The 23890-nt window shown below is 35.4% G+C and carries 20 protein-coding genes and 1 pseudogene; 18 read left to right on the top strand and 3 right to left on the bottom strand.

Annotation, left to right across the window (positions count from 1 at the left end):
* The first annotated feature begins 132 nt into the window (after positions 1-132).
* The 11 genes from HMPREF3129_RS05740 to ahpF all read left to right on the top strand — a co-directional run bounded on the left by HMPREF3129_RS05740 (position 133) and on the right by ahpF (position 13257).
* Positions 133-2529, top strand: coding sequence for a DMSO/selenate family reductase complex A subunit (locus tag HMPREF3129_RS05740; protein WP_036918287.1), 2397 nt, complete (start codon positions 133-135; stop codon positions 2527-2529).
* Positions 2526-3155 (top strand): DMSO/selenate family reductase complex B subunit, encoded by a 630-nt coding sequence (locus HMPREF3129_RS05735; RefSeq protein ID WP_004242832.1) that lies wholly within the window; start codon positions 2526-2528, stop codon positions 3153-3155. Before HMPREF3129_RS05740 ends, HMPREF3129_RS05735 begins: the two co-directional genes overlap by 4 nt.
* A complete protein-coding gene (locus HMPREF3129_RS05730; RefSeq protein ID WP_004248022.1) occupies positions 3152-4024 on the top strand; it encodes a dimethyl sulfoxide reductase anchor subunit family protein in 873 nt (290 codons plus the stop codon). The genes HMPREF3129_RS05735 and HMPREF3129_RS05730 overlap by 4 nt, the downstream gene beginning before the upstream one ends.
* A gap of 20 nt (positions 4025-4044) precedes the next feature.
* Positions 4045-4929 carry a 4Fe-4S binding protein gene (locus tag HMPREF3129_RS05725; RefSeq protein WP_004242836.1) on the top strand — a complete coding sequence of 295 codons (885 nt, stop codon included), beginning with the start codon at positions 4045-4047 and terminating at the stop codon, positions 4927-4929.
* Positions 4930-5059: 130 nt separating this feature from the next.
* Positions 5060-6085, top strand: a complete 1026-nt coding sequence (locus HMPREF3129_RS05720; protein WP_004248024.1) for an NAD(P)H-quinone oxidoreductase — start codon at positions 5060-5062, stop codon at positions 6083-6085.
* 513 nt (positions 6086-6598) lie between these two features.
* Entirely contained in the window at positions 6599-8431 is a 1833-nt protein-coding gene (gene disA / locus HMPREF3129_RS05715) for a swarming inhibition tyrosine decarboxylase DisA (RefSeq protein WP_036918289.1), read from the top strand.
* A 356-nt stretch (positions 8432-8787) separates the two neighbouring features.
* On the top strand, positions 8788-9606 hold the full coding sequence (locus HMPREF3129_RS05710; RefSeq protein ID WP_036918291.1) for a PadR family transcriptional regulator: 819 nt from the start codon (positions 8788-8790) through the stop codon (positions 9604-9606).
* Positions 9599-9754, top strand: a complete 156-nt coding sequence (locus HMPREF3129_RS18665) for a hypothetical protein (RefSeq protein ID WP_004242841.1) — start codon at positions 9599-9601, stop codon at positions 9752-9754. Before HMPREF3129_RS05710 ends, HMPREF3129_RS18665 begins: the two co-directional genes overlap by 8 nt.
* A 281-nt stretch (positions 9755-10035) precedes the next feature.
* Positions 10036-10743 (top strand): hypothetical protein, encoded by a 708-nt coding sequence (locus HMPREF3129_RS05705; protein WP_036918293.1) that lies wholly within the window; start codon positions 10036-10038, stop codon positions 10741-10743.
* A gap of 292 nt (positions 10744-11035) precedes the next feature.
* Complete coding sequence (gene ahpC / locus HMPREF3129_RS05700; RefSeq protein ID WP_004242845.1) at positions 11036-11599, top strand: alkyl hydroperoxide reductase subunit C; 564 nt, start codon at positions 11036-11038, stop codon at positions 11597-11599.
* A gap of 92 nt (positions 11600-11691) precedes the next feature.
* Complete coding sequence (ahpF, locus tag HMPREF3129_RS05695) at positions 11692-13257, top strand: alkyl hydroperoxide reductase subunit F (protein WP_017628129.1); 1566 nt, start codon at positions 11692-11694, stop codon at positions 13255-13257.
* Between the two features lie 223 nt (positions 13258-13480).
* Here ahpF and HMPREF3129_RS05690 read toward each other — a convergent pair whose 3' ends face one another.
* The gene (locus HMPREF3129_RS05690) at positions 13481-14080 is read right to left on the bottom strand and encodes a hypothetical protein (protein ID WP_036908028.1); all 600 of its coding nucleotides are present in this window, start codon (positions 14078-14080) and stop codon (positions 13481-13483) included.
* Positions 14081-14840: 760 nt separating this feature from the next.
* On the opposite strand from HMPREF3129_RS05690, the gene HMPREF3129_RS18860 reads away from it, so the two are divergent.
* The 7 genes and pseudogenes from HMPREF3129_RS18860 (at position 14841) to HMPREF3129_RS05660 (ending at position 21210) form a co-directional block, all read left to right on the top strand.
* On the top strand, positions 14841-15122 hold the full coding sequence (locus HMPREF3129_RS18860) for a hypothetical protein (protein WP_223302926.1): 282 nt from the start codon (positions 14841-14843) through the stop codon (positions 15120-15122).
* Positions 15123-15132: 10 nt separating this feature from the next.
* Positions 15133-15834 carry an alpha/beta hydrolase family protein gene (locus HMPREF3129_RS05685; RefSeq protein ID WP_223302927.1) on the top strand — a complete coding sequence of 234 codons (702 nt, stop codon included), beginning with the start codon at positions 15133-15135 and terminating at the stop codon, positions 15832-15834.
* A gap of 261 nt (positions 15835-16095) precedes the next feature.
* Complete coding sequence (locus HMPREF3129_RS05680; protein WP_004248034.1) at positions 16096-16578, top strand: hypothetical protein; 483 nt, start codon at positions 16096-16098, stop codon at positions 16576-16578.
* 150 nt (positions 16579-16728) lie between these two features.
* The gene (locus HMPREF3129_RS05675; protein ID WP_036918295.1) at positions 16729-17211 is read left to right on the top strand and encodes a GNAT family N-acetyltransferase; all 483 of its coding nucleotides are present in this window, start codon (positions 16729-16731) and stop codon (positions 17209-17211) included.
* A 192-nt stretch (positions 17212-17403) separates the two neighbouring features.
* On the top strand, positions 17404-18312 hold the full coding sequence (locus tag HMPREF3129_RS05670; protein WP_004248036.1) for an AEC family transporter: 909 nt from the start codon (positions 17404-17406) through the stop codon (positions 18310-18312).
* 122 nt (positions 18313-18434) lie between these two features.
* On the top strand, positions 18435-19700 hold the full coding sequence (locus tag HMPREF3129_RS05665; protein ID WP_036918297.1) for a hypothetical protein: 1266 nt from the start codon (positions 18435-18437) through the stop codon (positions 19698-19700).
* Between the two features lie 71 nt (positions 19701-19771).
* A pseudogene (locus HMPREF3129_RS05660) lies at positions 19772-21210 on the top strand (AMP nucleosidase).
* A gap of 82 nt (positions 21211-21292) precedes the next feature.
* Here HMPREF3129_RS05660 and HMPREF3129_RS05655 read toward each other — a convergent pair.
* Together HMPREF3129_RS05655 and HMPREF3129_RS05650 are read right to left on the bottom strand one after the other, a co-directional pair.
* Positions 21293-22285, bottom strand: a complete 993-nt coding sequence (locus HMPREF3129_RS05655; RefSeq protein WP_004251263.1) for a tyrosine-type recombinase/integrase — start codon at positions 22283-22285, stop codon at positions 21293-21295.
* Between the two features lie 307 nt (positions 22286-22592).
* Entirely contained in the window at positions 22593-23630 is a 1038-nt protein-coding gene (locus HMPREF3129_RS05650) for an isoaspartyl peptidase/L-asparaginase family protein (RefSeq protein WP_004242876.1), read from the bottom strand.
* Positions 23631-23890: the final 260 nt, after the last annotated feature.

The raw sequence follows: 23890 nt of genomic DNA, 5'->3' as shown, positions 1-23890 counted from the left end.
CAGATCCCATACAAAGACGAATGGAGTTTTGAAACATTCGCTTACCTATTAAGTGGTATTGATATGTATCAATAAGGGTTATCCACTATCTTTTATCATTTTCATTAATAAAAATAGTTATGTGAGAATGATATGTCTATAAAAAAACAAGAAAAAAGGCTTGCTAATCAAGAGGGGATGCCATTAACGCGTCGTCATTTTGTACAAGCCAGTGCAGCATTAGTGAGTATGCCTTTTTTCGCACAAAATGCACAGGCCAATCTTGATAAAAGCCTACCTATTGCCAACATTGATGAGAAACCTGCTACTGTCGTCGCAACATGTAGCACCTTTGACTGTGGTGGTAAATGTGATATCCGAGCTCATGTTAAAGAGGGGATTGTTACCCGTATTACCACAAGACCAGATGCTGATTTAGATGAACAAATGCCGATAATGAGAGCCTGCGTAAGAGGTAGAGGTTATCGTAAATTCACTTATCATGCGGATAGACTTAAATATCCCATGAAACGTGTGGGTAAGCGCGGTGAAGGCAAATTTGAGCGTATCTCTTGGGATGAAGCAACCTCTTTAATTGCTGATAATGTAACACGATTAACTCAACAGCATGGTGCAGCAAGCCGTTTTCTTACGGTAAATACCGCTGTCACTGGGGGGATCTTCTCTGGTGATACTATGATGAAAAAACTCTTTAATCTCACAGGAGGATATCTTCCTTATTATCATTCAGTGAGCTTAGGGAATACCGCTAAAGTAACACCTTATACTTATGGCGTATCTAAAACAGGAAGTTCTCTTGATACTTTAGCGGATACGCCTTTAGTTATTTTGTGGGGACATAATCCCAACGAAACCATTTTTGGTCACACCAATCACTATTTTCAAAAAATGAAAAATAATGGGACCAAATTTATTGTTGTCGATCCTCGTTATTCAGATACAGCTCAATCTTTAGCTGATCAATGGATCCCATTACTTCCTACCACAGATAATGCACTGATGGATGCAATGATGTATGTCATTGTGACCGAAAATTTACATGATAAAGCGTTTATCGATAAATATGTGGTAGGTTTTGATGAAGATCATATGCCAGAAGGGGTGCCAGCTAACGAATCATTAATGGCTTATTTGTTAGGGAAAAAAGACGGTATAGCGAAAACCCCTGAATGGGCGACAAAAATCACACGAGTCCCAGCCAATACTATCCGTCAATTAGCACGTGAATATGCGATGACAAAACCCGCGGCCTTAATTCAAGGTTGGGGGCCACAACGTCATATTTGTGGTGAACGTACCGCCCGTGGTTCAACGTTATTAGCAGCAATTACTGGGAATGTGGGTAAAAAAGGGGCTTGGGCGGCTGGATATGGCGGAATTGGTAACCGTCAATCTATTCGTGGTCCTAATATTGGCAAAAATCCGGTAACTGCACAAATATCCATTATGAATTGGATGCAAGCTGTTGAGGATGCGAGCAAAGTGACGCCAGAAGACGGCCTTATTGGCGTCGACAAACTTGATAGTAATATCAAAATGATCTTTTCTTTAGCGGGTAACTATCTTGTCAATCAAAACCCTGATGTTAATGCGGCAGCTAAGTTACTTGAAGATGAATCTAAAGTAGAGTTTATCGTTGTTAGTGATCTATATATGTCTCCGTCAGCCAAATACGCAGACTTAGTTTTACCAGAAACGAGCTTTTTAGAGCGTTGGAATATCGGTAATACATGGGGAACGGGCAACTATTTCTTACTGTCAGAAAAAGTCGTTGAACCTGCTTTTGAAAGACGTTCTGATTATGAATGGATCAGCGATGTTGCTGAGAAAATGGGAGTCAAAGAGGCTTTTACCGAAGGACGAACAGAAAAAGAGTGGATAGCTTATCTCGTTAATACTAACAAAGAACGCTTTAAAGATAGACCTGATTTCCCAACTTTTGATGAATTACTCAAGACTCGCCGCTATCTTTTCAAAGATGCACCTTTTGTTGCATTTGAAGAAAATATTCGTGATCCAGAAAATCATCCTTTCCCAACTCCATCAGGAAAAATTGAAATTTTCTCTAAACGTCTCTATGACATGAATAATGTCGATATTCCTGCATTATCTCATTATGTTCCTGCAATTGAAGGTCCAGAAGATAAATTGACCGAGAAATATCCACTACAAATGTTAACTTGGAAAGGAAAAAATAGAGCTAATTCAACGCAATATGCTAACCCTTGGCTACAAGAGGTACAACGCCAAGAAATGTGGATAAACCCTATTGATGCACAAAATAGAGGCATCAAAAATGGCGATATGGTGCGTATCTATAACGACAGAGGGATCACACAAATACCTGCGTTAGTTACCGAGCGAATTATTCCTGGTGTGGTTGGTTTACAGGCGGGGGCTTGGTGGTCTCCTGATAAAGACGGCGTTGATCATGGTGGGTGCCCTAACGTTTTGACATCAACACGTATGACACCATTAGCCCATGGTAATTCACATTTAACCGTTTTAGTTGAGGTAACCAAAGCATGAGTGAATTCAAACAATATGCGCCTGTTAGCGATGAACAGCTTGGTTTTTTTATTGATTCTTCTCGTTGCTCAGGTTGTAAAGCATGCCAAGTTGCATGTAAAGATAAAAATAATTTAGAGGTTGGGCGCCGTTTTCGCCGTATTTATGAAATACAGGGCGGGGGATTTGCACCTAATGGGCAAGGTGCATTTGAAAATAATGTCTTTGCATACACATTAACGATTTCATGTAATCACTGTGACGATCCTATATGTGTAAAAAACTGCCCAACAACAGCAATGCATAAACGCCCCGGAGATGGCATTGTCCGTGTTGATACCAGCAAATGTGTTGGGTGTGGTTATTGCTCATGGTCATGTCCTTATGGTGCACCACAAATGAATACTGAAACGGGACAAATGTCGAAATGTGATTTCTGCGTAGATTTATTAGCAGAAGGTAAAAATCCTATTTGTGTTGATACATGTCCATTAAATGCGATTAAGTTTGGAAAAATTAAAGATCTACGCGCTAAATATGGCCATTTAAGCCAAGTTCAAGGGTTACCTGATTTTACAATCACTCACCCTAATTTGGTCATCAAACCACATACTGGTGCAATTAAAAAAGGAGGGAACCAAGCATGAGTGAATGGCCATTAGTTACCTTTACTTTGTTAGTACAAAGTTCTGTTGGTGTTACTATTTTTACTGCCCTCTATTTTTGTTGGTTAGAGAAAGAAATAGGTAATCAACGAGCAACACGCACTTTGCGCCCCGTATTACTGACAAGTGCTATATTGGGATGCTTAGGATTATTAGCCTCAACACTGCATATGGGATATCCGTGGAATGCGTTTCATGCCTTGCGCCATATATCATCATCATGGTTAAGCCGTGAGATTATCTTTGCTGCTCTTTACCTGGGCGCACTATGTTTATATACCTTGCTAGTACTAATAAAAGGTCATATGAATAAAACCCTCTTAGCCATTATCGGTTTACTGGGGTTAGTGGATATTTTCTGTATGGCTTCGCTTTATTACAGCACATCGATGATAACTTGGATGCATGTTAATACCTATTTTATGTTTATAGGTTCTGTTTTTTCTGCGGGAGCGGTGATCACGTTATTAATCACTTCAATAAGGGTTAAAGCCTTTGCTGATGGCGAACTTGCTAAAAAAATAGTATTAAGTGCTTTAGTTGGTATTTTTCTTGCTGTGACTATCCGTATGGCAGAGCAACCACTTTATTTATCATGGATGTCAGAAATACAATTAACCAATGATGCAATTACTTTTCCTCATACCCCTATAATTGCGTATAATGAGACTTTCGGATTAAGAATATCTGCATGGATATTGTCTATTATCAGTATATTAATGATGGGATATAGCCTGTATAAATATCGTATAGCTGTATTTACTTCTGGGTTATCTCTAATTTGGGGTAGCGGTATTGTCCTGTTAATTGCTGAAATACTTAACCGATTTGCATTTTTTATTGTTAAGTAATAGTAATGGAGTCATGAAGTATGAGGCGTTTTATTAGGGTAGATCTTCCTCCTGAACCTATCATTAATGATAAATGTGTTAGGAAACGCCTCAAACAAAGCCTTTGTGATAGCTGTTCAAAAGTCTGTCCTGTGGACGCTATCACTTTTAGTCTTTTGAACGTTGAAATAGATAATGAGCGTTGTTTCCAATGCGGTAATTGTCTATTTACTTGTCCTGTTGATGCTATAGAAAATATCTCCCCCCATGAACGTAGCTTTCAAGATAATCTATTAGTCATTAATCATGATGAACCACTGGCCAGTATTGAAGAGCTTTTGGTTTGGCATCGACAATATCAAATACGCGGTATGAAAATAGCGGAACCCTTGGTTGATAAGTGGCTGCCGATACTCGCACAACTTAATTTGCAATTAAAAACCTTACAAGAGCCTATTTGGCAATTAGTTTTAGTGGAGCCTGAACCGGTCGATAGTGGTCGTCGCTTTATGCTATTTCGACAAAAATTAGATGAAAAGCCACTTAATAAAGGTCACGTAAAAACAGGATTAAATGCAAGGAAACAGCTTTATCCGCAAGATAGCTGGTTCCATATTCAATTAGATAAAGAAAGTTGTATTCTTTGTTCTGCATGTGCCAAGGTGTGTGATGAAGGTGCAATCACAATCGAAGATAATCGCTTTATCATTGATGAAAAACGTTGTACCGGTTGTATGAACTGCCAAGTTGTCTGTTTTCCAAAATCAATAAAAGTCGTAGAACAAATTGCTAAAAATAGCACACCGACACATTACCATTATTATGATGCACAATGTGATAAATGCCGCCTTGCTTTTTTTGCTTGGGAGCCTAATGCCACCTTATGTCCGATTTGTACTCAGCATCAAAAACAGGGATGGCTATAACAGTGTTTATAATTTGTTCTATGCAAAAATAAATTTATCTCAATAACATCATTACTTAAATAAAATGACTATTTTTATGCGATAGTGATTGTTGATAAAGATCTCATTCATTTCTAAGTAAGGTGACATCATGATAAAAAATAATGACTTACCTGCTTTTATGACGCAAGTGGTTATTACTGAACCCGGTGGCGTTGATAAACTGCAATTAGAAAATAGCCCATTACCGTCATTGCCCCCTCATTATATGTTGGTAAAAGTTAATGCAGCGGGTGTTAATCGCCCTGATATTTTTCAACGTCAAGGTAGTTATCCACCGCCAGCCGATGCATCTCCTATATTAGGATTAGAGATTGCTGGCGAAGTGGTGAAATTAGGTGAACATTGTACAAAATGGGCAATAGGTGATCGTGTTTGTGCTTTAGTTGCTGGTGGCGGTTATGCTGAATATTGTTTAGTCCATGAAGATATCGCTTTACCGTCGCAAGGATTAACCGATATTGAAGCGGCAGCATTACCTGAAAATTTATTTACTGTTTGGGCAAATCTATTTCAACTCGGTCAGTTAAAAGCCGGGGAATCGGTTTTGATCCATGGGGGCACTTCTGGGATTGGCTCTATGGCGATTATGTTAGCACACAATCTTGGTTGTGAAATTTACACAACGGTAGGTTCAAAAGAAAAAGCCGAAGTTGCCCAAAAATTAGGGGCTAATCATGTTATTAATTACCGTGAGAAAGATTTTGCTACAGAAATTCCTGTATTAACTCAAGGTAAAGGCGTTGATGTCATACTTGATATTATCGGCGGCGATTATGTGGAAAAAAATTATCAAGTTGCGGCGAAATTTGGCAGAGTGATCCAAGTTGGCATGATGAAAGGGGCCCCTAAAAACTTAAATATGATGCCACTGATGCTTAAGCGATTAATTCATACAGGTTCTACCATGCGTTCTAGAACGCCAGAAGAAAAAACGCATATAGCACAAGAATTAAAACAACAAGTATGGCCGTTGATTATCAAAGGTCAAATTAAGCCTATTATTAATGCGGTCTTTTCTTTACAAGAAGTTGCCAAAGCACATCAATTAATGGAGTCTGGTGACTTAATTGGTAAAGTAGTGCTTGAGATTGATATGAATAAATCACTGGTGTAGAGCGAAAATAAATTTATTTTATTTATTATAAGTTATAAAAGCATTCTCATTCTCAATCACGATTATTCTGAAAAAACACATAATAAAGATATTATGTGTTTTTTTATTCTCTATAAAAAATTTAAGAAGCTTTAATATGATCCTGTGCTTTTTGCGTCATTATAAAAATAAACCTCACTTAATAATCCATCTTATCTAAGATAAAAAATCACTTATTTAAAATAAAACAGATTTAAGTATCGACTATGGTAAAAATATTATAATAAGTTTTGAAAAATAGCATAAATCAAAATTGATAATGAAATTTATAAACTAATTAATAAAACTAAATCATTTATCATGAAAAAGTAAAAACTTTAGAACGAACTTGGAAAATCTTATCTGATATCAATAAAATAAAGAAGATTCTTACTCATCATGTAGTATATCATTTAAAAAGAGACTAATTATTTACGTAAAATAAACTCAATTCTGATTAAAATTGATAACAAAAATTTATATATAGGTGCGATGATGGCAAATCACAAAGAAACCTGTCTGAGTGCTGCAGAGCGTGTGTTTGATACCCGAACCGTGGATACCCTAACATGTTATCATCGAGAGATGGTAAAGATGTTGATGGATAGTGAGTCCTTTTATTCTAGTCCAAATAACTCACAGATAAATACTAATGAGAGATTAGAGAACAAAATAAAAAGCAATACTATTGAAAATAAAGCTGTGAAGGGATCTTATGGTGATATTTTAAATAATTTAAACCAGCAGCTAATGAATAATAAACCTGAGATTGAGCCTTATTTCTCACATTACAACTCTCCCGTCATGCGATTGGCGAAATTAGGCTACCTTTCTGCACTGGCCTATAATGCTGATAATGTTTTTAACAAATATTCACCCATACAAAAACAGCAAGAGCAAAAAATAACTCATGATTTGTGTAAACTAATCGGTTTTGAACCAGATAAAGCATTTGGACATATTACCACCAGCCATGTTTTTGCTTGTTATGAAATTTTGTGGGCTTTGAGAAATTTAAAAACACTGCCGATGGCGATTGCACGTCATCCAAAATCAAGGGATCTGGTTGCAGATAAAAAAGCATTTGAGTTATTTAATATGTCTATCACTGATATTTTATCCATCAGTGAACAGCTATATGAACGAGATATTTTTGATGATGTCAGCCATTTAACTTGTCGTGGCACCGGCATGACAAGAACGATGCATTTAGGTAAATTACTAGTACCGATATACCGCTTCGAATTTTGGAAGAAGGCGATGGATATCTTGGGGTTAGGTTATGATAATCTCATTGCCTTACCAATAGATGAAGAGTTTAAAACAGATATAGCTAAAACGCGTCATATTGTGCTTCGTCTAATCGAGCAGGGAGAGCCGATACTCGGTATTATTGGCGTGTTAGGCTCATCGACATACGGTAGCATTGACAAACTTAAGCCTCTTTTCGAATTACGTGAAGAGTGTGAAAAACAACATAACAACTCATTCTATATTCACATTGATGCATCCCAATTAGGCTATATGAAAAGCCTGTTTCTTGACGAAAATAATAGCATCATCCCTTATAACATATTGTGCGATAAACTTAAGCAAGAAGCACCTTTACTTGAGTTAACCTCAGATATTTATGATAGTTTTACTCAGCTATCAAGAGCTGATTCTGTTTCTTTTGAGCCATTTCAAGCGGGATTTTCTCCTTATCCTACGGGGATTGTTTGTATAAAAGATGCTCGATTAAGCCGTTTTCTCGCTAACCCGCCAAAACTGTGCCCAGAAGAGGGGAATATTCCCGATGAAATCGATGGGATCCAATCAGCACCTGCAGTTGCATCAATGTGGGGGATCCATCAGCTATATGCTTTTAATAATTTTGGGTATGGACAATGCGCTCAAAATCAATGGGAAGCTAGAGTAAAACTGGAACAACAATTAAAACAAGAGAACGAATTTGAAAAATCGGGTATCTCTTATGCTATTCATATTTTGCCAGTTTCAGATTTTAATAAACTCACTTTTGCCATTGCTCTTAAAGGCAACCAATGTTTAAAAATACAAAATCAGCTAAATAATGCTATTTATAAAAATTTAGAAATAAAGAGCCAATATAAGCCAGATCTCAACCTATTAGTGCTGTGTGCTCGTAATAGCGATGATATACCTGCTCAGTTTTGTCAACAATGTCATTTAGGTAAAGATGAATGGAAGCAAGTTAACCACTTAAGTCTTCTACAATTAACGATAAAAAACACTGATAAATGGAGTGAAGTGCATATTAAAGCAGGGTGCGACTATATTAAAAAAGTTGTCCTATCTGCATTAAAATAGCTATTTTGTTCTATTTATTATTTAACATAGTAAAAGTTAGCAAGGAAAAGGTTGCTAACTTTTTTAGTTTACCCTTATAAAAGTGACGCTGTCACTAAAGTTACTCCTTCCTTTGCTTATTTCGTTTGTCTAGCTCCTTATTTTCGTTATGAATAGCACATAAAATCAAGATCGAGAATGAGAATTATTCATAATTAGGCGTGAATTATAGAATGTAACTATAGATAAATCATATTGTTACTATTCCTTATGATAGATAAAAGTAAATAGATATATCTAAAACTTGATCATTTAGATATATCGGATTATATTGGTCATCAATGATTTCGATATATCTAAAAAAATGAGGGAATATTATGATGATCCAAGCGTTACATTCGCTTTATCAACAACACACCGATAATGGTGGTCATGGCATCGGACGTTGTGGTGGTAAAGGTAAACACAGAGGACAACACCATAATGGCAATAATGAACATTGTTGTCATGGTGAAAGAGGCCATCACCAAGAAGGTCATGGCAAATGTTGCCAACAGGGTGAGCAAAGTCATGAGCATAATGATCATGCCGATCATGGCTGTTGTCACGGTGAAAAACAGCAAGAGCATGGTAAACGACATGGCCGAGGTTGTGGTGCCGGTAAAGGAAAAGGAAGAGGCCAAGGTCGTCAATTAAAACGTATGTTTGACCATGGTGATTTACGTGTCCTTTTGTTGAGTATGATCGCGGCAAAACCTAGCCATGGGTATGAAATTATTCGAGGAATAGATGAAGCATCTTCAGGACTATATGTACCAAGTCCAGGGGTTATATATCCAACACTGACACTATTAGAAGAGCAAGATTTAGTTGTTGCTAATATCGCTGAAAAAGGCCGTAAAAATTATAGTATTACGCCAGAAGGTTCAGCATTTTTAGCAGAAAACCAAGAAACAGAAAAAAATATTCAAAATAAACTGGCTTATGCACGTGATTTATCACAAAACGCAGGGGGAGTTTCTGAGGAAATCGAATTTGCGGTAGGAAAATTAAAAGCGGTATTACGTCATAAGTTAGTATTGAAACAACTTTCTGTAGAAAAAGCGCAACGCATTGCTTTTATACTTAATGAAGCAGTCGAAAAAATAGAAGCCATTAATGAGGCATTGATCTCTGAGGTAAGGGAAGATGAATAAAACAGAAACACCATTACGGAACAGAAGCAAAAATAATGATATTGAAAAAGAAGAGCTAGAAAATAATCCAGCCGTCAAAGAGCAAATTTGTCCTAAAATGCCAGTATCCTATTTTCGACGAGCGTTACGAAAAACAGGTAGACTATGATAATGCTAGACAGAGGCTATCCATATGCTATAGCTTCTGTCGTTTTGAGCATGCTGCCTCGCATATTTCTTTTATCATGTCATCATTTTTTTCAACGCACTGTTTTTTCAAATAGTTCTCACTACTAATGAGGCACTTTATAACTATTTCGGTGGTTTTTTATTAGTTTTTTATTATAAGTTGTGAGACTCCTCGCTTTTTTATTCTTAGTTCATTACTTGCTGATTTTATTGATACTGTTATTTTTTAATTTGTCATAATATTCGAGATACCATTGATATATGGTAAAACCAAAATGCTACCCATGCATCTATATGAATAAGATGATAGATAAGATAAATAAGATGACAGATAAGATAGACAGTACCTATATGCCTTACAAACATTATAAAAATAGCATAGCAATATTATTTCTCGCCTCTGCCTTGCTACCTAGATTTTCTGTGGCTGAACCACTCACTCATTTACCTCAAAAAGATCGCATTTCTTATTTTGCTCAAGCGGAGAAAATGGCCATCACTGGTGTGGCTATCAAAACCAAACCCGTTTTAGCCAGACCTGCAAAAGAAGGAGAAGTGATCACCACTTACATAAAAGGTGAAGGGGTTGAAACTATTTCGGAGCCAGCCAAAGCGGGTGATTGGGTTGTACAAAATATTTGTCCAGCAACAGGTAATGAAGAAATTCTGGTCAGAAAAGATAAATTTGCTCAGCGCTATAATCTGGCTGATGCAGACAAAGCGAAAAGCATCACACCGATAAGGCAAGGCTATCAAGTTTTTATCCCTAAAGGGATTGAAATGAATTATTTTATTGTTCCAAAACAAACCGCTGAGTTTGCAATGGAAGCGCCTTGGGGAGAGCTACAACGTTTTCAAGCCGGTGATGCAGTTGTGCAATCTACCACCGATAAACAAGATATTTATCGGATCCAACAGGCCGCTTTTAAATGCACTTATACTATTTTAAAAACCGCCAAAGAGATTTGATCTGTATATATGTGATAAAAAGCGCTAAATTGAAAAAATAATTGTTACTTTTTATAGAGTTAATTTTATATTTTTACTGCTAAAAATAGCAATAATTAGCTTGTTTTGTCATTAAATCGTGTTTTTTTGTATTTTTTTTAGTCATTTGCGTTAGTCGCTACATTTCGTTAATCTATCTCTATCAATTTATTAAACTCATTAGGTAAAACCTATTGATATGATAGTAGGAATGTATTAGATATTCTCAATTGGAATAGGTACATTAGATTCATACCAAACAGGAGGAAATACAATGTCTTTAATTAATACCCCAATCAAACCATTCAAAAACATGGCATTTAAAGACGGTCAATTCGTAGAAGTGACTGAAAAGGACGTCGAAGGCAAATGGAGCATTTTCTTCTTCTATCCAGCTGACTTTACCTTTGTTTGTCCAACAGAATTAGGTGACTTAGCTGATCATTATGAAGAATTCCAAAAAATGGGTGTAGAAATTTACTCTGTTTCTACTGACACTCATTTTACTCATAAAGCATGGCATAGCAGCTCAGAAACTATCGGTAAAATCAAATATGGCATGATCGGTGACCCAACTGGCGCATTAACTCGTAACTTTGAAAATATGCGTGAAGCGGAAGGTCTGGCAGATCGTGGTACTTTCGTTGTTGACCCACAAGGTATCATCCAAGCAATCGAAATTACTGCTGAAGGTATTGGCCGTGATGCAGCTGACCTGTTACGTAAAGTAAAAGCAGCTCAATATGTTGCTAGCCACCCAGGTGAAGTTTGCCCAGCAAAATGGAAAGAAGGTGATGCAACTTTAGCTCCATCACTGGATTTAGTTGGCAAAATCTAAAAAATTCTAAATAAGAATCAAGCCACTAAAGAAGCTACTAACGTAGTTATTTATCGGGTGTTTCGGCACCCGATTTTATTGAGGGTGCAAAAATGTTAGATAATAATTTAAAAGCTCAACTGAAAGCTTACCTAGAACGATTAACCCAGCCAGTTGAGTTAGTTGCAACATTAGACGACAGCAAACATTCTGCTGATATCCAAGCCTTATTAAAAGAAATTGAACCGTTATCTGATAAAGTCACATACCGTGAAGATAACAGTGCTAATGTGCGCAAACCATCTTTTCTTATTACCAACCCAGGGAAAACAACGGGCGTTCGTTTTGCAGGCTCGCCATTAGGTCATGAGTTTACTTCTTTAGTCTTAGCATTATTACAAACCGGTGGTCATCCATCTAAAGAAGCCCCAGAATTACTTGAACAAATTCGTCAGTTAGACGGTGAGTTTCATTTCGAAACCTATTATTCGCTCTCTTGTCATAACTGCCCTGATGTTGTTCAGGCATTAAACTTAATGGCGATTTTAAATCCGAACATCACCCATACGGCGATTGACGGAGGCATGTTCCAAAATGAAATTCAGGAACGTAATATCATGGGCGTTCCTGCGGTATTCTTAAATGGCAACGAGTTTGGCCAAGGTCGTATGACTTTAGCTGAAATTGTTAGCAAAGTAGATAGCAATGCAGAAAAACGCACTGCAGAGTTATTAAATAAAAAAGATGCCTTTGATGTTTTGATCGTCGGAAGCGGCCCTGCGGGGGCGTCAGCGGCGGTATATGCTGCACGTAAAGGCTTAAATACAGGTCTTATCGGTGAACGTTTTGGTGGACAAGTTCTCGATACTGTTGATATTGAAAACTATATCTCTGTACCTAAAACAGAAGGCGCAAAATTAGCTGGGGCTTTAAAAGCTCACGTTGATGATTATCAAGTTGATGTCATTGACAGCCAAACTGTCAGCCGTTTAATTCCGGGAGCAGCAGAAGGTGATCTACACCAAATTGAAACCGCATCTGGTGCGATTTTAAAAACCCGTAGCTTAATTATTGCCACGGGCGCTCGCTGGAGAAATATGAACGTACCGGGTGAAAACGAGTACCGTACTCGCGGTGTAACATACTGCCCACATTGTGATGGTCCTCTATTTAAAGGTAAAAGAGTGGCTGTTATTGGTGGTGGTAACTCCGGTGTTGAAGCTGCCATTGACTTAGCGGGTTTAGTGGAGCACGTGACCGTACTAGAATTTGCCTCAGAAATGAGAGCCGATGCTGTTTTACAAAAGAAACTGCGTAGCTTAAGTAATGTCGATGTTATCTTAAATGCCCAAACAACAGAAGTATATGGAGATGGCACTAAGTTAACAGGACTGAAATATAAAGATCGCACTAACGATTCAATGCATGATATTGCCTTAGCGGGTATTTTCGTCCAAATTGGTTTACTGCCAAACACACAATGGTTAGACGGAACTGTTGAGCGTAATAAAATTGGTGAGATCGTGGTTGATTCACGTGGTGAAACCAATATTAAAGGGGTATTTGCTGCGGGTGACTGTACAACTGTTCCTTATAAACAAATTATTATCGCCGCAGGTGAAGGTGCAAAAGCCTCATTAAGCGCTTTTGATTACTTAATTCGCACAACTGCAAAATAAGCAAATAAAAGATAATCAATAAGTTATAGAGAAAGGCATCTTTTTTAAGATGCCTTTTTTTGTATATAAAACCATCAAAAAGAGCTAAAAAGTGCCCTTAAGTGTTCAAGTGTGGACAATATGTGGACACTCTAAACCAGTAATTCTGTACACCCTTTCAAGGGGTTATATTGAATGGCATCTTGTAAGAAGTATGTAGATAAGCCATATCATTTTTTGAGTATTAACGTTTATTCACTAATTCATCAGGAATATAAGCTTTATACATTGACAGTATTTGTTCGCCTAATAAGTATTCATTCTCAAAACTATGGGTAAGAAGGTATGTTTTTTCTTCAAGCCATTTTTTATTGTCTCTATTTTGGGCTAATCCTATCTGAATGGCTTTTGAGCTTTGTAATAGCTCTTTCTGACTATAATAATAATTCATTATTAACGAGACTTCTTTAGGTTCAAGAAGATATATCTGAGGTAGATAAATAGTATATACATCATCTCTTAGCGAGTTTAGAATCATCAATCTTATGCCAGCAAATACATTGAGTTCAACAGGACTAGCAGTGCAGATTTCTGCTTGGCACTTTTCTTTATCAAAACCTGCATTTTTAGTTCCTTCTAAAAGTCTTAGATTTGATTGATTATATGAAATCTCATAGGCGAACATTGTTCTTATATTATTTCTTTCATTTTCTCTATTTTCTTTGTCTCTATCTGCTATGTTATTTTGAGTAGAAATATGAAAATATAATGATGCTAATATTCCTAATACCATCACAAAAGTACTCCAATTAAATACATAAACTCTTACTTTTGATGGGTGCATATTCTTTTCTCCAAGCTAATAAGTTAACTAATATTAACTTATTTATTGTTTTACTTGGAGTCCTAGCAATAACTGTAGTTCGTGCAATTCACCCGATATTAAAAATCTACACGAAAGGGGCTTAAAATTGCCAGTATGGGTGATTTCTTAATATAGCGATTGGGAGAAAACATTTGGCGAGGTTTTAGAGCATAAAAAGGGTCAGAGAATAATTTCAACGATGTCATTTTGTAGCGTATGCATAATTTGAATTATTTTTCTTTGGGAAAAGCTTTAAAAAATTTTATAGTAAATTGTTAACAAGAAAAAACACTTCCATCCATTGAAAAATAATGACTAATCTTGATATAGGTTGACAACTTTTCAGGTATAAAATGCTCGATGAACCTCATCGGGCGTTTTATAGTTTAATAATAAATGGGGTCGCCTTTCATTATAAATCTGTATTGATTCGTCAACCAATCTCCGGATTGAAGTGTCTCGTGAACATGGCAAGCAGAGATCTAGGTGTTATATCAAAAAGGGATAATGGTGTTCTTTAATTGTTTGAATGCTCTCAATATAGCCCAAAAAATGGTAAAATAATTTCTGAAAACAAAAACCGTTTTCTGCCTATTTAATTTTTAAGCAATTTAACCATTCCAATTAAGATACTTTTTACATCTATTTTTCGTTGTTCAAGAAAAATGCTATTCAAAATTTTTAAGCTATCTATACTATTATTCCACTACTTAAATAATCTATAAGGAAATTGATTGATATGGTTCTAAAAAAGAGATGTTTTAGACAAATTGCTCCTGCGCTTATTTTTTCTTTACTAACAATTGGTACTTTCTCGGCGAATGCGAATATCGATGTTCGCGATGAAACCTTATTTGAAGCACATCAGCGTTTTAAAACACAAATTATAAATGATAGTTTTGACAATACTGAAGCACCTTGGGAAGCGCCAGCAGAAATATTCAATGTAGTTAAATATCCGGCCAAACTAGGTGATATGTATGCTTATTTAACCCCTCCGCCGGCGAATAAAAAAAAATAAACTACCTGCGGTGATTTGGCTGAATGGAGGATATGGTGGGATAGGAGGAGATGATTATTTTTGGACACCACAACCAGTTGAAAATGACCAAACAGGAGCGACGTTTCGTGATCCTAATATGGTACTCATGATACCTTCTTTTCGTGGTGAAAATACCAACCCTGGTCGCTATGAAATGTTTTATGGTGAATTAGAAGATTTAGACTCAGCTAGAGAATATTTAGCGTCATTACCTTATATTGATCCTAAACGTATTTACGTAGTAGGACATAGCACTGGGGGAACGAGAGCATTATTGGCTAGTGAATACAGTGATAAATTCAGGGCAATATTCTCTTTAGGAGGAATACCTGATCTTAAACTACGCACAGAAGGGCGGATGATGGTTGAATTACCCTTTGATAAAAACAACGAAGAAGAATTTAATGTCCGCTCTGTATACCGCTATATTAAATCAATAAAAACACCAACATTTTATTTTGAAGGTCATGATTATTTTTGGAATGAATTCAATGAATTACGTGTGGTTGCAATGGAACACGATATTCCTCTGAAAATTTATAATATAAAAAATGGAGACCATTTTAATATTATTGTCCCTGTTAGCCAATTAATTAAAGACAAAATCTTGCAAGATACTGATACAAATAAAGAAAGCAATATTCGATTCACGAACGAAGAAATTAAGTGGATCAATAAAATGGTGAAATAAATTTCAAAATGATAAAACCGCTCTATTATCAATTAGATAAAAGAGCGGTAGTGTCTATTTTGAGCCGATATAGTGAGTCTAAAATTTCATCATATGTGCTTAAAAGTATTTAGAACTTTGTTGATTGTCTCTTTCAATAATCAAAACAGAAGATGTTAGAATTGCTTATACTGTCTTATAAACATATAGGTTTAGGTAAAAATATTAAGTATATTATATATGATATGAAAGAATACAATTTTAAAATAGAAAGGATTGAATATGAAAACTAAAATAGTTTATCAATGGAAGGAAAAAAGACGGGATAGACTCTCTTTTTTAGGAGCAGAAGTGGTTTTTTCTGTGTTATTTGGTATTGTAAACGGTTTAATATATATGTTATTTATGACCTTGTTACCTGATTCCGTTGAGAATGATCCTGATAAATTATTTTTCTACCAATTCTCTTTTAGTTCTTATGGTATAGTCGAATTCATATTATTAATAGCACAAATCTACGTATTTGCACTTATTTTAACTCAACGAGTAAGAGATTTCGGTTTCAAATATCCTATCACTATTGCACTGATCTTTACCATAGGCACCATGGTCCTTACACCATATCCATTACTTATTTCTTCAGATACAATGGTGATAGTGCGTTTTATTTTATTATTAGGATATATTATTGCATTATTATTGCCATCTTCGAATAATGTTGAGTGTAATAACGATGAAAATAACAAGATAACTATACTAAAATAGTTAACTAACAAGTGAATTAGCCTAAGTGTATCAGGCGTAATGGATACACTTAGGACATTATAAAAATAATCTTATAATAGTGATATAAAAATAAAATAGTGAATAATAACTTCTATAATTACAATATATACAGTGGCTAATGAGGTTATAATGGAAGGTGTTCAACTTAGGCTTGCGGAGCCTCATGAAGCAAAACGATTATGGTATTTAAGAAATAAAGCGTTACGTTTTGGCTGTCAACATGTCTATCCGCCCGATATATTAGCCGCTTGGACTCCTGATGAAATGCCTGACGGCTATAGACAATCTATTATTAATAATCCTTTCTATGTTATTGATGATAAAAAATTATCTATTCCCGTAGCTTCTGGATTTTTAGATCTTAAAACAGGCTTTGCTGAAGCTATTTTTACATTACCGGAATGCATGGGAAAAGGATATGCAGGACTTATTCTTAAAAAGCTACAATATGAAGCTAAACAAAGAAATTTTGTTAAATTATTTTTAGATGCAACGCCTAATGCGATGCTATTTTATTTAAAACAAGGGTTCACTGTTTTAGAAGAGCGAGAGTACTATTCTAGCTTGGCTCAGGCAAGTTTACACTGTTATCGAATGTATATTGATTTATAAAATTTATAAATAGTGCCTTATTGACATAAAAATTATACCTAGCATTATAGAACAGAAAAAGTTGGGCTTAAAATGCGAAAATTTTTTATTTTTATCATTTTTTGAATTAGCTTTTATATTAACAATATCAGTTGGTAATTTTGCTAATGTTACGATATTGTAAATTATGACTATTTTTCTGGGGCAAACACTATGCAAAATGTGTTGTTAACGTTATGGCCTTTATTTGCGTTAATTGCGCTAGGCGCTATTTTAAGAAGAAATAAAGCATTTGAACCTGCATTTTGGGTAGGGGCTGAAAAATTAAATTATTTTTTACTCTTTCCTGCATTACTTCTCAATAGCTTGGCTAATGCTCCTTTATCTGATCCTCAATTACCTCACCTTGCTGGGGCTATTTTCTCAGTAGTCATCATTACCACTATTTTGTGTGTTATTTTTAAAAAAATAACCGGCTGGTCTGCTGGCCGCTTTGGTGCGATCGTTCAAGGCAATATTCGGTTTAACACTTATTTAGGTTTAGCTATTGTCGCTGATTTATTTGGCGTTGAAGGTTTAGGAATAGCTGCTTTGATATTAGCAACCTTGGTTCCTCTATCAAATGTGACTTCAGTGCTTTGTTTAACCGCAGGGCAAAATGTAACTTTTCGTCAATTAATCTTCCCAATTATTAAAAATCCATTAATTATCTCTTGCGTAATAGGGATTGTTATCAATTTATCAGGAATAGGGCTTCCTTTTGGTAGCGATCAATTTCTAAAATTGTTAGCTGCGACTAGTTTACCTTTAGGGCTTATCTGTATTGGTGCGGCATTACATTTATCAACACTAAAAGCAGAAAGTAAAATGATTAGTATTAACACAGTGACTCGGTTGCTTATTGTACCGATAATTGCATATAGTGTTGCTAATTTTTTAGGTTTGTCTCCATTAGTTATGATGCTTTTAGTCATTTTCTTTTCTATCCCTACAGCCCCAACTTCTTATATTTTAACTCGACAGCTAGGAGGGGATTCTGAGCTAATGGCGGGGATCATTACATCACAAACCATGCTTGCAGCAGTTACCTTGCCGATCGTATTAAGTTTTTTAATTCCATAAACTTAAAGGAAATACGACTAATATGATTTATAGTGGGTGATTTTTTATAGCATAGTTTCACTAAAAGTGTTCTTCTCTTAAATGTAATTTTAATTATTATATGGTTAATTTAAGAGGAAAATATGATGAGTGTAAAAATTAATCACAATGATATTTCTAATTCACAAATATTAAGAATATCACAAGGAGAAAAAACAAAAGATGTGATGTCATTATGGGATAAAATAAAAGACTGGTTCCAATCAAACAAAAGAGAAAAAGCACTAAAAACAGTTGAAAATATTGTATATCAAGATCTATTTGATGACAAAAATCATTTTAAAATGCTATATCATGTTTTAATGCTAAAAACTATGGCTTCAGATGCATATAAAGAAAGAATAAAAATTGATATTAATGATAGAAATATTACGATTTCAATAGATAATTATAATATTTCTATAACGGATATAGACAATGAACAACTTAATAAAATGTCAACAATAATTAATGCATTTAATCGGCATTCATCAATTTTTTCTAATGAAATTGCATTGAAATGTCTATATGAAAAGTTAGATAAAAATGAGCTTAATGATCAAATTTTTGCTGAGTTGTATATTGAATTAGATAATAAAATACGTTCTGGTGAAATAGACTTAAAGCTTAATAAAAGTAACTTTAATCAAGTTAACTTTAGTGCAATAAGACAGCTCGTAAGCAAAGCGATAGAAAATAGTAATGTTAACTTAGAAACAGAAAATAGTAATACTAACTTAAATATAAAAAATGCACTAATAAAAGATATAAATAGAAATACTTATATTTTCAATGGTGAAAAAATAAAAAGTAAAGATCAAAACGAGGCAATGGAAGAATTTGAAACTTTAACTAAAGATATCTCAGAGGAAAATAAAAAGGCAATTTATTATTTACTAAATCAAGAAGGGATCACCTTAATTAAATCATATAATGATTCTTTTGATTACTACACATTAACAACATCTTTTTCTATGAGTAATGTTGTTAAGCAAGAACAAATTTATAGTATAAAGACTCTTTCTGATGATTTAATTGAATTAAAAATAAAATTTTTTAAAAAAAGTAGCGATAAAATAAATCTAGATATTCCCTTAGCTCAACCATTTGAAAGTAAGTTATATAATTTTATCTATGATATGGTTGCTATTAATAATAATATCGAAATAACTTATGATAAAATTTTAAATGAAAAGATGAACGAGATAATAAAACAACTAAATAATAAAAAACCAAGGCTAGGAGAGCTATTCTCCCATCTATTGAGTCGAAATAAAATCATTAAAGAAGACAGCGTTGATATTACGTTAAAACTAAATAAAGGACAACTAGTCTCATTAGGTGGAAAATGCTCATATAATTTTTATTAATTTTATTCTTTGGTCAAAATAGAGCTTCTTGCTATGATGTGAAAAACGTGAGAATAAGTAGAGGCTCCTTTATGTCAAAACCTCATAACCCAGAAATTCAAAAAATTATTAATGAGTTAAAACAACAATATCAAAATGCTGTTGATGCCTTACGTAATGCTATTATTATGTATGCTCAAGATGGAAAATTACCTGATATAAAACAAAGGGCTGAAGGTCTATTTGCTTATCCGCAATTAACCGTACATTGGTATGGTGATGTTAAAAAAGAAGATAAAACAAGAGCTTATGGGCGTTTATCAAAATCAGGTACTTATTCTACTACTATCACCAATCCAACTTTATTTGAAAATTATTTAACTGAGCAACTGCAACTTATTGCGGATGCTTATCATGTCTCTTTTGAAGTGACGGCCTCAAAACAAGAGATACCATATCCTTTTGTCATTGATGGCACTGGCATTGGTTTTGATCGGTCAATGAGCGCCTCTTTAGCAAAATATTTTCCGACTACCGATCTCTCTAAAATTGGTGATGATATTACCGATGGTTTAATTGATGACAGCGAGCTTTTACCTCTTTCACATTTTGATGCACTACGGACGGATTTTTCTTTGGCTCGTTTAAAGCATTATACCGGAACTTTACCTGAAGATGTGCAACCTTATATTTTATTCACCAATTATAACCGCTATGTGGATGAATTCGTTCGTTGGGCCTGTGCACAAGTTGCTGATAAAAATAGTCCATATTGCGCACTTTCTTGTGCAGGTTTTCAGCAAATAACCGCCGATACGGTTGATCCGGAAAAATTAATTTCTGATCTGACATGGAAAAAATATCAAATGCCCGCCTATCATTTAATTGCAAAAGAAGGGCCGGGAATAACATTAGTGAATATTGGTGTTGGGCCGTCAAACGCCAAAACAATTTGTGATCATCTGGCGGTTTTACGTCCTCATGTTTGGTTAATGATTGGTCATTGTGGAGGCTTAAGAGAAAGCCAATTATTAGGTGATTACGTTTTAGCTCATGCTTATTTACGAGATGATCATATTTTAGATGCTGTATTACCGCCAGATATTCCTATTCCTAATATTGCTGAAGTTCAGCGTGCACTTTATGATGCCACTAAAGCCATTAGCGGTAAGCCTGGACATGAAATCAAACAACGATTAAGAACAGGAACGGTTGTGACAACAGATGATCGCAATTGGGAATTACGTTTTTCAGCAACATCAAGGCGATTTAGTTTAAGTCGAGCCGTTGCCGTGGATATGGAAAGTGCCACTATTGCCGCTCAAGGTTATCGTTTTCGCGTTCCTTATGGCACTTTGTTATGTGTATCTGATAAACCGTTACATTACCAGGACAAGCTAATCACTTTTATGAAGGTGCGGTATCAGAGCATTTACAAATAGGTATTCATGCAATTGAGTTATTAAAAGACGAAGAAGATAAATTACATTCTCGTAAATTAAGAACCTTTAATGAGCCGCCATTTAGATAAGCCATAGCTAAAATTAATAAGATGAAAATTTATATACCCAATATCATTGATTGAATTGGGTATATTTTTACAATATAAAAGGCTAAAAACGTAAATGTCGAGCCGCTTTTCTAAGACGATCATCACCACGTCTATCATAGCGCTGTGTAGTCATAATACTGGCATGACCCATGGCATCTTTTACGGTTACAATATCTTCGCCATTATCTAACATTGCAGAGGCAAAAGTGCGTCGCAGATCGTGAGGAGCAAATTTATCAATGCCACTTTCTTGTTGACGTGTCTCTAAAATATAATAAATGGCTTGGTCTGTTATTCGTTCATCCGTTACATCATCAAAGCGGCGAATACGTGTGAAAAGGGCGCCATCTTGTGATCCCCTTATTTCATCGATCCATAATTGAACACGCTCCCAAGTATCTTCTGGCATATAGGATATTCTTTCTTTATTACCTTTTCCTCTAACAATAAAAGCTTGATCACGAAATTGAATATGCTCGTAATTAAGCGCAACAATTTCTGAACGGCGTAATCCACAACCAAGTAGTACACTTAATATGGCCGCATCTCTTAAACCTTTTGAGGAGTGGTCTTTTTCACAACAGCGAAAAAGTGCGCGAATTTCATGTCCAGTAAGCGCTCGACCTTTAGGTAATCGACTGCCTCTTACCGATTTTACTTGGCGAATATGTTGATAGCTTTCTGTATCCATCAACTTCATCGCCCATGCTTCTAAAGCGACACCTTTTAGTGCAGCTAAATAAGTGTTAATCGTGGCGGGTGCTTTATCCGCATCAGATAACATGTCGATAATTGCTTGAATATGGTGGCGGCGAAGTGCTCCCCATTGGCAATGCTTTATTGAAGAGAAGCCAATCATTTTTGCCACGATCGTTAAAAACGATCCCATCGTTTGGCGACTACGTTTAGAGCCTAAACTGCGTAAATAAGCCAGTGCAGGGTTAGTTTGTGTCGGAGAGGTGAAAGTTGCATTGAGATCTAATAATGGTTGTTTTTCCGCTAATACAAGTGATGTTTCTGGTGTTATTTCTTGATCGTCGTGGTGAAAATCCACAGCAATTTCCTTATTAAATCAATATAACTATGCTGAATATTCTAACAGATCTAAAAAAGAAAAAAGCTACTTTTTCAAAGGATCATTTTAATAAGTAGAGGCGTTCATGTTTGTTTTTAGTGCATAATGTTTGTTTTATAAACGGTTTTGGAGTGCAAAGTGAACAGTGGGGTTTACCCATGAAAGGAATAAAGAGATCAAAATAAGGGGATGATCGTGGAAATGGCTTAATATTATGCCCTTGGTTTATCTGTATTTTTAATAACAGTCGCTAAAAACCAAAGGCATAGTTTTAAAATAATGAAGGTTAATCTTTATAAATGGCGACTAGTGGTTTGCCATCATTACCAATGGTGCCTCGATACATTCCCTCAGAGTTAAAGCTCATCGTATAGTTTCCAGATTTGTCTAATACGATAACACCACCACTTCCATTTATCGCTTTTACTTCATCAAGTGCATTTTGTGCCGCTTGCTCTAGAGGTAGTTTTTGATATTTAACTTGGGCTGCAATATTAAATGCGGTCAGCGTTCTAATAAACATTTCACCTGATCCTGTTGCCGATACCGCAACCGTTTCATTATCCGCATAATTACCTGCACCGATAATAGGGGAATCGCCCACACGACCATAACGTTTATTGGTCATTCCACCTGTTGATGTTCCCGCCGCTAAATTACCATGTTGGTCTAATGCAACAGCGCCAACAGTGCCGTATTTATAATCATACATCATCGGATCAGCAAAAAGAGCCGCAGTTTTACCATCATGATCTAATACAACTTGTTCTTTTTCTAATGCTTTTTGTAGTTGTTGCCAACGATATTCAGTACGAAAATAACTCGGATCAACGATGGTTAACCCTTGCTCTTTGGCAAAAAGATCAGCCCCTTGAGAAACCATCATAACATGTGGACTTTTTTCCATTACCGCAATCGCGGCATTAATCGGATTTTTTACTGTGGTAACACCAGCAACAGCACCCGCTTTGCGCGTTTTACCATCCATAATAGAAGCATCAAGTTCGTTTCTACCATCGTGAGTAAAAACAGCACCTTTACCTGCATTAAAAAGAGGAGAGTCTTCCATAACATTAATCGATTTTTGTACAGCTTCAATACTGGTGCCTCCGCTATTTAAAACAGCATATCCAGCATTTAATGCTTCGGTCAGTTTGGCTTTATATTCTTTTTCTTGTTCTGGGGTGATGGTATCTTTAGTTATTGTACCTGCACCACCATGAATAACGAGGCGGATAGGGGCTTGTGTATTATTAGCTAACGCAGAAGAGGCAAAAAGAGTACAAAGGGTAAGTGTAGCGAGCTTATAGTTAATGTTTTTCATATAAACCTTCTCTTAATCGGATTGAGTTGTGTATTTGCAGGGATGTTATTACTTTAATTGTATATTGTTATTTGATATATAATTATTAACTGCAATAATCACTATATAAAAACTTTACCTAATAAGTGGTCTGATGACAGGCAAAAATAACAAATAATTTCAATTTAAATTAATGCTATAATAATCAAACTGTTATATTTAAGGAGTTTTATGCAATTAATTTAAAATTAAACCTTGCAAATAAAATATTAAAATAAAAG

Origin of the sequence: Proteus sp. HMSC14B05 (genome assembly GCF_001808035.1) — a bacterium.
GTDB lineage: Bacteria > Pseudomonadota > Gammaproteobacteria > Enterobacterales > Enterobacteriaceae > Proteus > Proteus mirabilis.
Note: the sequence above shows the minus strand (reverse complement) of the source record. Positions and strands in the feature narration are given on the sequence as shown.